The 14,669-nt window shown below is 48.2% G+C and carries 11 protein-coding genes and 1 pseudogene; 2 read left to right on the top strand and 10 right to left on the bottom strand.

All coding sequences use genetic code 11. The features are described 5' to 3' along the window. Positions 1–506: pseudogene (locus tag B2067_RS00245) on the top strand (beta-ketoacyl synthase); the annotation flags it as partial. 1 nt (position 507) lies between these two features. On the opposite strand, the gene B2067_RS00250 reads toward B2067_RS00245, so the two are convergent. The 4 genes from B2067_RS00250 to B2067_RS00265 form a co-directional block, all read right to left on the bottom strand. Next, a complete protein-coding gene (locus B2067_RS00250; protein ID WP_301387114.1) occupies positions 508–1,203 on the bottom strand; it encodes an SDR family NAD(P)-dependent oxidoreductase in 696 nt (231 codons plus the stop codon). Between the two features lie 70 nt (positions 1,204–1,273). Continuing rightward, a complete protein-coding gene (locus B2067_RS00255; RefSeq protein ID WP_301387115.1) occupies positions 1,274–1,654 on the bottom strand; it encodes a DUF3127 domain-containing protein in 381 nt (126 codons plus the stop codon). An 83-nt stretch (positions 1,655–1,737) separates the two neighbouring features. Then, positions 1,738–3,702: a methyl-accepting chemotaxis protein gene (locus tag B2067_RS00260; RefSeq protein ID WP_301387116.1), complete on the bottom strand. Its 1,965-nt coding sequence runs from the start codon at positions 3,700–3,702 to the stop codon at positions 1,738–1,740. Between the two features lie 127 nt (positions 3,703–3,829). Next, positions 3,830–4,378 carry an outer membrane beta-barrel protein gene (locus B2067_RS00265; RefSeq protein ID WP_301387117.1) on the bottom strand — a complete coding sequence of 183 codons (549 nt, stop codon included), beginning with the start codon at positions 4,376–4,378 and terminating at the stop codon, positions 3,830–3,832. 185 nt (positions 4,379–4,563) lie between these two features. Between B2067_RS00265 and B2067_RS00270 the strand changes: the two genes are divergently transcribed. Further along, the gene (locus B2067_RS00270; protein ID WP_301387118.1) at positions 4,564–5,634 is read left to right on the top strand and encodes a hypothetical protein; all 1,071 of its coding nucleotides are present in this window, start codon (positions 4,564–4,566) and stop codon (positions 5,632–5,634) included. Here the strand turns inward: B2067_RS00270 and B2067_RS00275 are convergent. The 6 genes from B2067_RS00275 to B2067_RS00300 all read right to left on the bottom strand — a co-directional run. Then, a complete protein-coding gene (locus tag B2067_RS00275) occupies positions 5,628–6,911 on the bottom strand; it encodes a hypothetical protein (RefSeq protein WP_301387119.1) in 1,284 nt (427 codons plus the stop codon). The two genes, B2067_RS00270 and B2067_RS00275, sit on opposite strands and share 7 nt — an antisense overlap. A gap of 384 nt (positions 6,912–7,295) precedes the next feature. After that, entirely contained in the window at positions 7,296–10,307 is a 3,012-nt protein-coding gene (locus tag B2067_RS00280; RefSeq protein ID WP_301387120.1) for a type III restriction-modification system endonuclease, read from the bottom strand. After that, complete coding sequence (locus tag B2067_RS00285; RefSeq protein WP_301387121.1) at positions 10,304–11,599, bottom strand: PDDEXK nuclease domain-containing protein; 1,296 nt, start codon at positions 11,597–11,599, stop codon at positions 10,304–10,306. The genes B2067_RS00280 and B2067_RS00285 overlap by 4 nt, the downstream gene beginning before the upstream one ends. 1 nt (position 11,600) lies before the next feature. After that, on the bottom strand, positions 11,601–13,514 hold the full coding sequence (locus B2067_RS00290) for a site-specific DNA-methyltransferase (RefSeq protein ID WP_301387122.1): 1,914 nt from the start codon (positions 13,512–13,514) through the stop codon (positions 11,601–11,603). A gap of 44 nt (positions 13,515–13,558) precedes the next feature. Then, positions 13,559–14,437: a DUF4391 domain-containing protein gene (locus tag B2067_RS00295; protein ID WP_301387123.1), complete on the bottom strand. Its 879-nt coding sequence runs from the start codon at positions 14,435–14,437 to the stop codon at positions 13,559–13,561. Next, on the bottom strand, positions 14,430–14,669 hold a 240-nt coding region (locus B2067_RS00300), incomplete at its 5' end, for a hypothetical protein (RefSeq protein WP_301387124.1). The genes B2067_RS00295 and B2067_RS00300, both read right to left, overlap by 8 nt.

The following is a 14,669-nucleotide window of genomic DNA, read 5'->3' on the forward strand; positions in this document are numbered from 1 at the left end:
GCATCAGCAAGTGGCCTGTATGCGCGGTGAAAGCCCATTTAGGGCACTCCATCTCTGCGGCGTCCGCCGACCAGCTGTTAATGACTCTGGGCTCATGGAACTACGGTGTCCTGCCCGGCATCACCACAGCCAGCGAAATCGCACCCGACGTGCATCAGTCACATCTGACGATTCCGCTGAGCCACACCAAGGTTTCAGCCGAAGATATCCCGGTCTGTTTTATCAACAGCAAAGGCTTTGGAGGAAACAATGCCAGCGCCTGGGTGCTAAGCGGGCAAGCAAGCCGTGAACACCTGAAAACACTCGTCACCGAAGCCGAATGGCACAGCTACATAGCAAGAAATGAGAAGATCCGTGAGAGTCAGCAGCAGTACCTGAGCGCTGTAGCGAAAGAGAACTTACCACTGCCCTACCGCGATAAAGAAGTACAGCCAGAACCGGATGACATCGAACTTACCTCAGAAGGCATGAAGCTGCCGGGGTGGGCTGAAAGAGTAAGATTTTAGATCAAAAAGGAATCACACTTCCGTCCCAATGCAACAAACGCCCGTTCTGTTCAGGCGTCAGCCCTCTCATAACATTGACCAGGCGCTCAGCGGTTTGCTCGCGGGTATACAACTTGCCCTCGGCAATCCCAGCCTGAAACGGCTCTGACAAACGTGAATCCGTCGTGCCCGGATGCTGGGCCACAACCACACTGCCTGGCGCCTTCCGCGACCACTCAATCGACAAATTACGGATAAACATATTCAGGGCGGCCTTACTCATACGGTAACTGTACCAACCGCCCAGGCCGTTATCTTCCAGGCTGCCAACCATGGCCGACAGAGAGACCCACTTAATGGGCGACGAACGTTTTACAAGTGGCTCAACGGCTTGTGCGAGATGAATGTGCGTCTGAACGTTGACCAACATGTTCTGCTGAAGCCACTCCATCGACAGCTGCGACAGCGATTTCTCGGGCATATTCCAACCACCGTGCAACAACCCAGTGCCACAGAACACCGCGTCCAGTGGCCCACACTTCTCAACGAATGCTTTTACCTGCTCGACTGACGACGGTTTGGTCAGATCAGCCACACAGTGCGTCGCCGAAGGCTCACCCGACCGGCTCAAGGTGAATACATGATCCCCTTCATCACGCATTCGCTTAGCGACAGCTTCGGCAATGGCCCCTGATGATCCAGCAATCAATACACGCATTAGCACTCTCCTGAATCCGATCCACAAAAAAGGCGCGATCACCGCGCCTTCATTAATTCAGACTGCCCGCTTAGAACGGCACGTCATCATCAAAATCATTGTACGCCTGCGACGGCGCTGGCTGCTGCTGAGCAAACTGCGGCACATCGTCCATGCGCTCAACACGCCACGCCTGCAGACTGGTGAAGCACTTCTCAGGCTTGCCCGGCGCATTCCAGAGGCGACCGTTCAGATTGAACTGAACCTTAATCTCGTCTCCTGGCTGGTAGCTATCCATCAGGGCACACTTATCTTTGATCAGCTCCAGCGCCACGTAGTTAGGGTACTCTTCTTTCTCGCCTTCACCGGTCAGCTTGACCACAAACTCACGCTTAGTAAACCCGTTCTGCCCGAACGACTGCGTGTCACCGATGGTGTGGATGATCCCCGTAACTTCAAAACCCTTGGCCATGCTGTGCTCCTCTTAAATGATGAGGTCATTGTAAGGAGGAGACAAAGGCTTTGAAAGCCCGGAATGAAAACCGGGCGCTATTCTCAACGGCTGATATCGTGCAGACGCTGAGCAAGTTGAATCGAATTCTGACTCATAGCATTCAGTGCACCGGCATCTTGGCTGCTCTGATCAGACAACTCGCGTATACGTTGCGCTAGGTCACTTATCTTCTGGCTCAGTGTGGCCTGCTCTCCCGCCGTTGCTGCGATGGTTTCTGTTTTATTGGTGATCTTCCCAAACGCATTAACGATATCACCAAAGTGTTGCTTCGCCATATCCGCGCGGTTGATAGACTCTTCTGACATTACCCGACTCTGATCAATTACGCTCACAGCCTCATCGGCTGCAGCCTGTAGCTGAGCGATCATGTTGTCGATCTCGCTTGCTGAATCCTGCGTTCGCTGAGCAAGAGTGCGGACCTCGTCGGCGACCACAGCAAAACCCCGCCCCTGCTCACCTGCGCGCGCGGCTTCAATTGCTGCGTTCAATGCCAGTAAGTTCGTCTGTTCTGATATCGATTTAATCACTTCTAACACCGTGCCTACTTTTTCAGCATCGCCTGCAAGACGATCCATCACCGCTTTAGCACTGGATAGTTCAGTCGCCAATTCGGAGATGGCCTGAGCATTCTTACCAACAACCTCTTCACCCTCTCCTACTAAAGAGCGCGCCTCGTCAGCCGTCTGCTTAGCTTCACCTGTATGCAGGGTTACCTCGTTTGCAGACTCTGCCAATTCACTAATGTAGTTAACCAGTGCTTCGTTTTCGCCGTGCTGCTTCAAAGCCCGGTTCTGCAGGGTATCGCTCAACGCATGAAGCTTCTCAGCGCCCTCCTTCACACGGCCGGATTCATCAGCCAACTCACGAAGTAAGTTCGACAAATGCTCACCGTAACCATTAACCGCTTTGCGCAGCTCAGCGATCTCATCCGAACCCCGGATAACCAGGCGCTGATCACTTCTGCCCTCTGACATACTTTTAATCTGCGTTGTAGTTTCAGCGAGAAGTCCGAGTAACTTATTGCCGTACATGTATACAAGCACGGAGAAAATCAACATAAGAGGAATCAACGAGCCATAAAGAGCAAGTACCGTCGTGTTCAGACCGCTCAGGGCGACCGCATCAGGAATAATCAACGCAAGCTTCCAGCCTTGCTCGGGCAATTCAGCAATAATAAGCTGCGAACCACCACCATCGACAACGGCATCGGGCAACTGATACACACCCGGCCCAGATCTCAATGAAGTGATCAGAGGCTTCAGGCTGGCATCACGCTGGATGACGTCATCAAGTGTCAGAGTCGCTATTGGCTCATTACGGATATCTGGTGCGGCGATAATACGATCTGTCTGATCAACAATGACCGCATGACCACCGCTGGCTGCATTCATGCTTTCAAGTAGTTTCTCGATACCTTCCATCTTAAGATCAATGGTTGCAACGCCCCAGAACTGACCGTTACGTTGAATTGCAACTGTGCAGGTAGTCATCGCGACTCCAGAGGCAGGGTCAAAATACACCTCAGACCAGGCACACTGCCCCGCGGCAAGCCCTTTACCCACGGTATACCAGCCTTCATTGTGATAACCGCTACCCTCTGGCGCGTTATAGTCGTCCAGCAAACTCAAGCCAGTGCCCTCGCGAGCCCAGAAAAGAGAATCACGTGCCACACCGGGTGAAAGCTTGCTTGGCTCTGGCCATACCCCTCCTCCGGCGATACGGGCATCCCCAAACTGATCAACGACACCCTCAAGTTGCTCGATTAAAACGTTGCGATCTGACGGCAGAGATTCCGTCAGAATTGCTAATGAACGGGTTAACACGGCTGTCGACTCCAAGACCCCCTCAATGTCAGAGCGCATAGCATCGACGCGGCTATTCATATGAGATGTCGCTTCTGCCCGAATCAACGGCTCAGCAACAAAAGAGGTGATAACGTAGATACCTAGTATTGAAGACAGCAACAAAGCACCCGCCATCAAGCGGATTCGCCCAGAAATCTGCATATAAGCTCCGAAGATAGGAATTAGATCATCCTCTGAGTTTAGACAGCCTGCGCCGGTCGGCCCTAAAAAGTATGGTCAGTCAGGACATATTGGCCTGAGAGTCATGATGCTTTGGGCCCCGGTGACATCAAAAGAGCTTTGAAAGCCCGAAATTAAATCCGGAATAAGAGTAGGTGTCTTCAGAAAGGTAAGATACGAATTCGCCGTTCACAGTAAGGCCCGGCTTAATGCCCGCCGTGACACCTAAACCATACGACAGCCCCGTGTCCCCGTCTGTTGTCTCTGCGTCCGAATCAATGACCTCGGCCTTGAATTCAGCCTTACTCACACCCAGCAAGCCATATAAACGAAAGCCAGCAATGTCGCTTGTCTGAACTTTGGCAAATCCAGAGAACATACCAACCAGAGAGACATCGACATCGGTCGTACCGACCTCAGTAGTGTCACCCTCCAGACCGAACGCATAATCCGCTCTCAGGCTGAAATTATCCGTCAAAGGCTTTTCAAGAGAAAGCAGCCCACCGATAGGAGATACGCTATCCCCTCCATCTTCCTCATAGCTACCCACCTGAACAGATGCACCTGCGATCAAACCATGCTCGACGACGGGACGTTCAGCATACGCTATCGATGAAAGTACACAGCAACCCACTACTACTAGTTTCTTATTAATCATACTCAGCCAAATTATTGTGAAGGATGATTAAAGAGTAGAACGGGTGTTAGGGGGGCGCGAAGATTGTCCGGAAAAGAGCCACTATGAGCCAACAGAAACTATCCGGTAGCATCAATATCGAAAATTATTTTAATCTGTGAGAGGATCTGAGGAAAGAATGCGACCAAATGCAGTCAGGGATGAGTATGGCCAAACGAGTTAAAAGCAAGAGTGGCAACAGGAAAGCTGACAGCTCAGTTAAGCGCCCGTTACTGCACACCTTCTGTCCATTCTGCACCGTACCTATAAGTGTCGATAGCCTAAGCAAACACTTCAAAAAGGTTCACCCTCGCACCCCCCATGTTTTGTGCTCGGCATGTGGTACCTATTTTCATCAAGATAAATACCCCCAACATGTGTCGTCTCAGCATTTCAATGTGCTCACATTCAATGAAAAAATGTTGATGAAGCTACGTGAAGACTTCAAATCCAGATACTACGTCAGCAGTACAGCCAGTAAAAATCTACTTTGCACTAAATGCCAGAAGAACATAAACCCAGTAAATATCATGGAGCACGTGCTTTCACAGCACCTAGATTCTTACATACGAGCCAATCTACTTTCTGTTTCTCACATTTTCTCCAAGAAGGCTCCGGTAGCAACTAAGCAACCATACTTTAATAGGAGAAAACCTGCGTCACAAACAAGTTCGACCTCGACGGCAAAGTGCAATGACTCTATAAAGGAAAATGATTCTAAAAGCTCACAACCAAAAGGTAGTCCGACCATTGCTAGCTTGAGTGGGGAAAATCGAATAGAGCGCGCTAAGAACAGGCTTCTGGTTAACGGCAAGGTACCGCTCAGAATATGTAAAGTGCTTATTTACAGCTCGGCATACTGGATTCAAGATAAGGCGAAAAACAAGATTGTCAGAGCAAAAGGCCACTACAAAAACATTACTTTCAAGAAAGATGGAACGGCTTACATCCCATTTGGAAAAATGGACTTTCTAGTTGGCCTTGCGGCTCAGAATCTCATAAGTTTTATACTTGATTCGATAGATTCCGATGGAAATTTAAAAATAAACAAAGACGAGTTCACCTATAAAGCCCGAAGTATCGTCTCAAATTCAGTGGAAACCGATGGATACCGTTGTCAAAACTACCGTATCAGAAGTAATGGCTACATGAATTTTGGGAATCAAGCCATACATGTGCCAACATTCATCATGAAAATCACTGATGTCTTCGAGCTCAGAATACATATACCCTACTGATCGCCTCGAAACGCTACGCCAATAGCATAAGTACCATCATTCAATCGAACAACCAGGCCTAATAACTTTAAGTACCGCAAGTAGTCGTTTATCGCAGCCAGGGGTCTCGGTATCAATCTGGCTTCTTCCCTGGTCAATCCCCGGTCTACCCAAGTGTTAAGACTTACGTCAATGAGAGGCTTACGGTGAATGGCTTCGGAGTCATCAACCAACTCAAGTACCGGAACGTTCCGGTCTCGAAGCATTGAATAAAAATATTCACATGAGAAACGTACAAAGGGCTCGTGCCATTTACGTGCTCCAGTCAGAATATGATTATGCAGTTCCATAACTTCTTTATGGATCAGTCGCTGCCAACGGTATCGCGCAGTCTTGAACGCGTAATCATGCTCTACTTCCTGATTGATGAAATCAGGTATAGCACTATGTGCCGCTTTCAGATCTCGCTCTAGACGGCTTGACCGGTAAGACTCGCGCTGATTAAGCCGAAATCGTAACTCTTCGATTCCCAGCTTCTGAAATTCCTGAAGCTTATCAACCAGCTGTTTATTCTTTCTTCTCTCGCTATCCCACGCTCGCTTTCTTTCAGCCTCATATGCCGCCCGAATTTTCAAGTCCATTCGGTGGCTATGCTCTAGTGCGGCAAAGGCACGTTTTAGTTCAGGTATCTCCGACGACAGGTGAATCCACCGCCGTTCAGACTTGTGGCATATGAAGTTAGCGAATTCATCAATACCGGCTTCAAGGTAGTCGTCATACCCTTCGACATCGACCTCAATACAGTTTTTATCAAGCTTTCTATAGAATGCCGCTCGATCTTCTTTAACTGCGTTAGTGTGATGCACCTCAACATACAGAAGATGCTCGCCATAGAAGACTACATCCGTTCGGCGGATTCCCGTATCAAGGCTTTGAGTCTGCTCAGCTTCGACCTGATCACTTGTATGGGTTCTTACTGGTAAAGTAAACAGGGTCTCTTGATAGGGTTCGCCTGTCTCAGGAAAACGAATATTTTCTTCATAGCGCGGGAGAGTGACTTCCTTATGCCGAACCAAAACCTCAACAGCGAGATCATGTACCAACTGACTACCAGTGCAGGTGCTATTTCCGCCATGCTTGAAATAGCAGGCCACCTTCCGCGTTGCCTGATTTCTATTCGAAGTGATAAGCGGATGTCCGCACTCAGAGCATTCTCCATTTGAATACCCCTCAGGAACATCCTTGATGTGAACAATTTCCTTAGTTGTTCTGTCCCTTGCAAGTACGAAGTTCTTCATAAGAAGCCAACAATAGAATTCGTCAATAATGGCGCGAGATCATGGTCACAATATTGGATTCATCCAGCCGTAAGCCACATGAGCAAAAGATATAACCAGATACCTCAAACTCAAGGGTGTCTATTAGTTTACGTTCATTACACGAAGGACAACCTACAAATGCTAATGAGTGACATGAACCACAAAACTTGCAAATAACTTCCCGACTCTTGGCCTCTGATAAAATGGTTTCGCAAGGAGCCTGACAAGCACCGCAATTATACTTAGCAAACATACCCAACCTCCTTGTTGGTAAACACTCGTTGACCGCATGTTTGATGTGCTCGGTTTATTTGCGGGTAAACTTCCATGTCCAGCTTCGTCATGGCTGTAATACTCTCCCCCTCAGGAATACCGCCCTGAAAGTTCATCCATTGAGTTTGATACCGTGAAGGTAACGTCGTTACCCAGTGCTTCAAAATGGGCAAAGCCACATTTGATTTTGGCGTTTTCTTCCGGGCGTCGTTCCACTGAAAACAGAGTACTCTTGCTTTCAACAACGAAATAGAGTTTATCTTTACCGTCCTGCTCAATCAGCACTGCCCAGTCTGGGTTGTAACCGCCCAATGGGGTATCGATTTTGAACCAACCGGGGAGTTTGGCGTAGAGTTTGATATCCTCGTTTCGCTCAAAGGCTGAGGCGAATTCCAGTTCGATGTCGGAGTCATAAACCACGTGGTCAAATACAGACTTCTCGGCTTTCACCATGTTGTCTTTCAGGTAGCCAAACAGTTCGTTCGTTTCAAACAGTTCCTGTCCGTAAAACTGGTCATCACCAATTTTCTGGTACTTGATGCCATCGACGATGAACAGCCGCATCTGGCTTTTGATGATGTTAGCGGCCTGCTCGATAAACTTCTGCGGATTGTTCTTGAAGGATTCCAAGCGGCCACTTTTGTTGATAATGGCAACAATGGTACGGCGTGTCAGATTCGTCTCGTTCTGTAAGTAAGTGATCAGATCCGGCAAATCAAAGGCACGGGATTCATACACGCTGGTTGTTTCCTGAACCTGCTCTGTATGCACTCCACCACGGTCTATTTCAGTCTTCGCCTTGCGGTAGGTAAAACGCGCTTTACCTACCTGCAAGTTGATCTTGATCTCTTCGGCGCACTTTTCGATCAGCGCATTGGTATCAAAGTCCACGCGGAAGGTGGTTTTGTATTTAATACGATCCCATAGCGCCTGAAACTCGGGGCTCAGATACACCGCTTTGTTCAGGGAAACCTTGGCTTTGTCATCACGGTTCTTGATGTTCAGGTTACCGGATACTTTTTTGAGTACCGTGGCAATCTGTGCTGCATGGGGCTGGAATGCCTCCGGCAAGGCCAGAGTACCGTTCTTTAACGATACCTTCAGGCTGTCTTGCACTTTGCCTTTTTTATCGATGTGCCCTTCATTCTGCAGGTGGTCCCACAGCTGTTTTGAAGCCTCAGTGCCTAAGTATTCGTGATTGTGATCGTCAACCGGCACCACGATATTGGCAAACAGGTGCTTTTCGACCACACCAAACCTGATGCCTTCTTCGTTTTCGATTTCTTTCTGCAATTCTTCTGCAAACTGTTCATAGGATTCATTAGCCATCACGGTGAGGGTATTCACCGCAAAACCATGTACCCGTTCGCCATCCTGGTTAACGCAGATGCGCAAGCCCCGGCCAATTTCCTGGCGTTTTTTGATGACAGAGGTCGTTTCGTTCAGGGTACAGATCTGGAACACGTTCGGGTTATCCCAACCTTCCTTCAACGCTGAGTGAGAGAAGATGAACTTGAGCTTTGAATCAAAACTCAGCAGTTTCTCTTTGTCTTTCATAATCAGGTTATAGGCGCTTTCATCGGCGGCAGTTTTGCCCGATGAGTCTTTCACCATCTCATTGCCTGAACTGTCTTTCTTCTTATCGACAGAGAAATAGCCGTTATGCACACCTTGCGCCGCCGTATCCAGATCGGCACCTTCAAAGAGCTGGCTGTACTTGGGTTTGCGAATGGCACGATCGTATTCTTCTTCAAACATCAGGGCGAACTTACCCTTTTGCGGGTTGCCGTCTTCGTCGTAAGCGCGGTAGTTGGAGACCTTGTCGATAAAAAACAGGCTCAGCACCTTAATGCCCTGCGGGCGCAAGCGCATTTCTTTATCGAGATGCTCTTCAATGGTCTTGCGGATCTGTAGGCGTTTAAATTCATCCGGGTCCACTTCGCCCAGTGCCTGGCCCAGTTTCAGAATGTCGGGCTTACTGGTAAAGCTGATGTATTCACTGCCTTCGGTGCAATCAATATCTTCGATAATGTAGCCATCGTAGATATCGCGACCACCGCTATACTTGCTATCCAGCAAATCCGCTCCGCTGGTCACCGTGACGGTCTTCGGTTTAATACTGCCATTCTTTAAACGAGCATGAATTTCGAGTTTGGCGTTGATCGGGCTTTTCTTGTTGTTGACGCTTAGCAGCTTGATATAAGCCTTATTGTGGCCGTCTTTCACATCAATGCCTGCCACCTCAATCTGTTTCACCAGCTTCTGCTCATACGCATCGACTGAATCCAGCTTGTAAAGCATGTGGTGCTTTTCAACATGGGTTGCCGAATACCGCAGCGTGCACATGGGGTTAAGCGAGGCAATGGCGTCTTTACTTTTGGGTGTTGTATCGACGCTCTGGGGTTCATCAACAATCACAATCGGATTGGTTTGCTGGATAAATTCAATCGGCTTGGCACCGGTCATGCGGTCATGTGCCCGATGAATGATATTGGCTTTGTTTTCTTTCTCTGGATCAGCGAAACTTCGACGGAAAGCGTCGATATTGATCACCATGATCTGAATATCAGGGCTGGTAGCAAAATTACGCACGTCTGAGAGTTTACTGGAATCGTAGGTGAACGAATCGAACGAAACGTTCTCATACAGCTCTTTAAAGTGCGTCGCTGTTATCTCCAGCGACTTCTGCACCCCCTCTTTAATGGCGATGGACGGCACAACGACAATAAACTTGGTAAAGCCGTACAAACGGTTCAACTCAAACACGGTACGCAGATACACATAGGTTTTTCCGGTACCGGTTTCCATTTCTACCGTCAGGTTGATGCCATCTTTGGAATCAAAATCTTCTGACGGTGCCAGGCCATTTTTCAGCTGTATTTTGCGGATATTGGCGTGGATGTCTTCATCCAGCAGGCGCAAACGGTTGCCAATACCCAGAGTATCTTCCTGAGTGCCATGGAACAGCGAGCCTTCCTCCCAGGATTGTAAAGGCGCTACTGTAAAGTTGGTCTGACAGATTTCCTGGCCCGCGAATACGCCCGTTACCGACTCTATGGCATCACGCTGATAATTCAGGTTTGCATCAAATTGAATTTTCATTGGTTATCTTTATCCTGCGTTGCCGAAACACTTTCATGGATGGCCTCCCACTCTGCCTGAGCCTCTTGAAGCTGTTGCTTTAACGCATTTTTATCAGGCAAATAGGTCTGGTACTTGGCGGCGTGAATGTTGGCACCTTCCGGTAAGGTAATTTCTACCAGAGCATCTTTCTTCTTCTTGCACAGCACAATGCCAATGGTGGGCTGCTCATCGTCGAGTTTGACGTAGCGGTCGAAGTAATTGACGTACATCTGCATCTGGCCCAGATCCTGATGTTTCAGCTCGCCAATTTTCAGATCAATCAATACATAACAACGCAGCAAACGGTTGTAGAACACCAGATCGACATAAAAGTGGTCTTCATCGAAGGTGAAGCGCTTTTGTCGCGCCTCAAACAAAAAGCCTTTCCCCAGCTCCAGCAGAAAGTGCTCTAACTTGTCGATGATGGCCGTTTCCAGCTCGGTCTCGGAGTAGCGGTGATGCGCTTCAAATCCGAGAAATTCCAACACCAGAGGGTCTTTAATCACGTCAGACGGCTTATCGACCATCGCCCCCTGCTCTGCAAGCTTTTTTACCCCGGCTTTATCCCGGCTTAAGGCAAGCCGCTCGTACAGACTGGCATCAAACTGACGCTTGAGTTCACGCAAAGACCAACCTTCGTTACCACATTCCACCTCGTAAAACTGCCGTTCATCCGGATCGGCAATGCTCAGCAAGAACAAATAGTGGGACCAACTTAAGGGGAACTGACTCATCAATGCCTGAGTGATACGCATCAGGTCAGATTCGCTGAGGCCTTTTTGAGTGGTCTGGTTAACCTTATCAGCCTGACGGGAAGATTCGGCAGACAGTGTCTGCTGAATCTCATCATGAGTGGGTGGCGTGGCCAGCAGTTGTTGCACCGCCTGTTTAAGGTCACCTGAAGATTGGGCGAACAGCGTCTGCCCAATCTTTGGCGAGTGCTGGTAAAACTGCCGGAACTGATCCAGAGTGCGCCGGGAAAAGCCTTTTCCCAACCTTGCGGTCAGTCGCTTCGATAGGGTCTCCATCAGCTGCTTGCCATAGACCTCAGAACGGCTGCGACTGTGCACTTCGTATTCACAGATATACCACCCATATAACCAGTTTCGTACCACGAGAGCGCTGTGGGTCGCCCGACTGGCCTGCCGTAGTGCGACGGCATGGGTTTGCTCCAGCAAGCCTATCAAACCATCGAACCCAGTCAGCGGCCCATCGCTTTGTCCAGTGGCGGCGACATTAACAGACGATTCTGGCGTGTCTTTCTGGCTCATGTTACAGGCTCCTGACGTCTTCAATACCCGCCTGCTTGAGAATCTGTACCGCGTTGGTTTTCACCACGTCGTCGGCAAAACCGGCGTCTTTGAAGACCACCCGCATGATTTCAGGATTCAGTTCGTCTTTGAGCTTAGCAATGCCTTCCACCACATCGAGGGTAATGTCGTCCGACAAGCAGATCATCAGTGCGCCCATACCGATATCAAATACCTTATGGCCAGCCACACTGCGCTCTGTAATTGGTAGGGTTAGTTCGAGACGTGATTTGATTAGAATTTCATATAGTACATCCAAATCAGTACGACCATGCTTAATATTGGAGATCTGATCTTCCAGATCCTGCTCCGTCAGATCAAAGCCCAGTTCCCAGGGTTTGATATTAGTAGAGTCGAGTTTGAAAACTTTAAAACCCAGGTCGCCTTGGTAATCCGGGTTTTCTTCTTTGATTTTGGTGGCAACACGGCGAATGCGTTCTTTGCTGATATCCGCTATAGTTTCAAATCCAGCTTTATTATTCTCTATCTTTTCAGGAAGTTGGACCGATATACATTTTCTTCTCCCAGAATCCTCCATATTAAGTTCCATTAAAGCATGAAATGTTGTACTACTACCTGCAAAGAAATCTAAAACAAGGGCATCTTCATCAGTCCCGATCACTAATAGAAGGTTCAGCAATGCTATCGGTTTAGGGAAATCAAATAAGCCTTTTCCAATTAAGCTCTGAACCTCTTTAGTACCCTTATTAGAGATAAATTCCTTTCCAAATAGCACGCTCTTTGCCATTTGAGTTAGCTTTCTTTCCTTCTGAAAAATTCTTATATCACCATCGTTTCCGCGATAAGCAACGAGTTCCTTATTCTCTTTTTCCGCTTTTTCCTTACCCCACCTCCATACACTTTCGAGACCGTCTACCGTACTAGCGTCTACTCGAATAAACCCATCTTTTTCTACCGTTGAAACACTCATAAATCCATTTTTATCGGCGCTACCAGGGTCACAATAAAAGGGATATCTTAAATTAGGCCTATTCTTCGAATTGAAAGCCTGGACATTCCTATTCCTTAGACCTTTTAACGAAAACCCTCCCTCGCTATCGCTATGAGTATGCTTCGCGCCTTCCACCAAAATCTCATTAAGGGTTAGTAAGTCATAATTTCTACAGTAAACTAGAATATATTCATGAGTTTTAGCGAAGTGTCCATATCTACGCCCTTCAGGCTTAACAATAACTGTCAACTGAGATACAAAATTTTCTTCACCATAAATTTCATCGCAGACGCTTCGGAGATTTGCCACTTCATTATCATCAATACTAATAAAAATAACCCCATCATCCTTCAGCAGGTTTCGCGCAAGCTTCAATCGTGGGTACATCATATTTAACCAATCAGTATGATAGCGCCCACTGGTCTCAGGATTGTTTGACAGATTTCGACCGTCGCCATCGACCTGCCCGGTAATCTCTTTATAGTTTTTAATATTGTCTTTAAAATTATCTTTATAAACAAAATCCTTGCCCGTGTTATACGGCGGATCGATATAGATCATTTTTACTTTTTTGTGATAGCTCTTTTGCAAAAGCTTGAGCACTTCCAGGTTGTCACCTTCAATAAACAGGTTCTGGGTGGTATCCCAATCAACGGATTCTTCTTTGCATGGGCGCAGGGTACCAGTACTTGGGGTTTGTGCCAGCATGCGGGCTTTGCTTTTGCCATTCCAGGTGAAGCTGTAGCGTTCTTCGCGGCCTTCAATGTAGTCGCCCAGCACTTCTTTTAAAGCATCAAAATCCACTTTGTCTTCGGTAAAGGCTTCCGGGAACAGTTCTTTGAGTTTGCTGATGTTGTCGGCGACGATGTCCATGCTTTTTGATTCACTGCTGTTTCTGTCTATTTGGGGAATAACGTTTTTCACTGTGTTTCCTCTTGATTCTTCTGCTTCTGCTTTCTGCAATTCGGTTACAGAGTTTCTGCGATCTGCTTGAGCCGTTGTTCCTGCTGTTTAATCTGGGTATTCAACACTACTTGCTGGCTGAACTCGGCCTGCTTGATCTGAGCACGCAGTTTTTTAATATCGTTCTCGATACTGCGGTAAAGGTTAAGCTGGTCAACTTGCTGTTGTGTGACTTCACCGCTGGCCAAATGAAAGCGCCCGCTGATGTGCGCACACTGAAGGGCTTGTACACGGGCCATGATGGCTTGATAAAACTGCCAGAAGTTACTGTGTGGCAGGCCGGTAAAGGTCAGGCTGTTTAGAAATTGCTGCTCGCTTTCAGTCTTGCTGCTCAACCCCAGCCAAGGCGATAGCTGCAACGCCTCAATGACCCACTTTTCTTTATCGGCCTTGTTTATGCGTTTATCCGCCAGGCAGATAGCCAGTTGTTCGTTGGCGTTTTCATTTTCTGACTCACATTCCCGACCTGGTACATCCGATTCGGCATTTGCTTCTGTGGCAGATGGTGTGCTGCCTTCTACGGTTTTGCGTTCAGAGAGCACAAAGAAAATGACGGTTGGGTAAGGTATAGCCCGGTTGATCAGTTGGCCGAGTCGCTCTGCATTTTTAGCGCTACTGAGTTCCACCACCAGAAAAGCCAACTCGCCGTAGTCACGCAGGTCGTCACTGTAGGGCGCGATATTGATGGTGCTGGGCTTTAAGGTGTAGAGCCAGCGGATTTTATCAACATCGTCTTTTAATGCCTTTTTGTCTTTAGCGTCCAGGTCGGCGTGCTCCTGAAACATCTTTTTGAACAGGGGTTTATTGAGCACGCAGCTATTGGGTATTCTCAAGCCTGCCAGAAAGGCTTCGAAGTGTGGCGAGCTTAATCCTAAATCAGGCATGGCCGACTCCATCGCTAGTAGCCGTCAGTATCAGGTACGACACCACCATAAAGTCTTCAATGCCCTGACTGGAGGTCGCAGTCAGCACGGTACCCCCTTTTGTGAACAGGCTTTCGATTCCTTTCTCTTCGCTCTTGCCAGCAATGCTGTCGACGGCAACGGCCAATAAATGCTGAAAGTCGCTCATATCACGCCCGTGGCGAGTGATACGGTTTACTTCACTTATGGCGGG

Source organism: Thalassolituus sp. UBA2590 (assembly GCF_002339775.1).
Taxonomy (GTDB): domain Bacteria; phylum Pseudomonadota; class Gammaproteobacteria; order Pseudomonadales; family Oceanobacteraceae; genus Thalassolituus.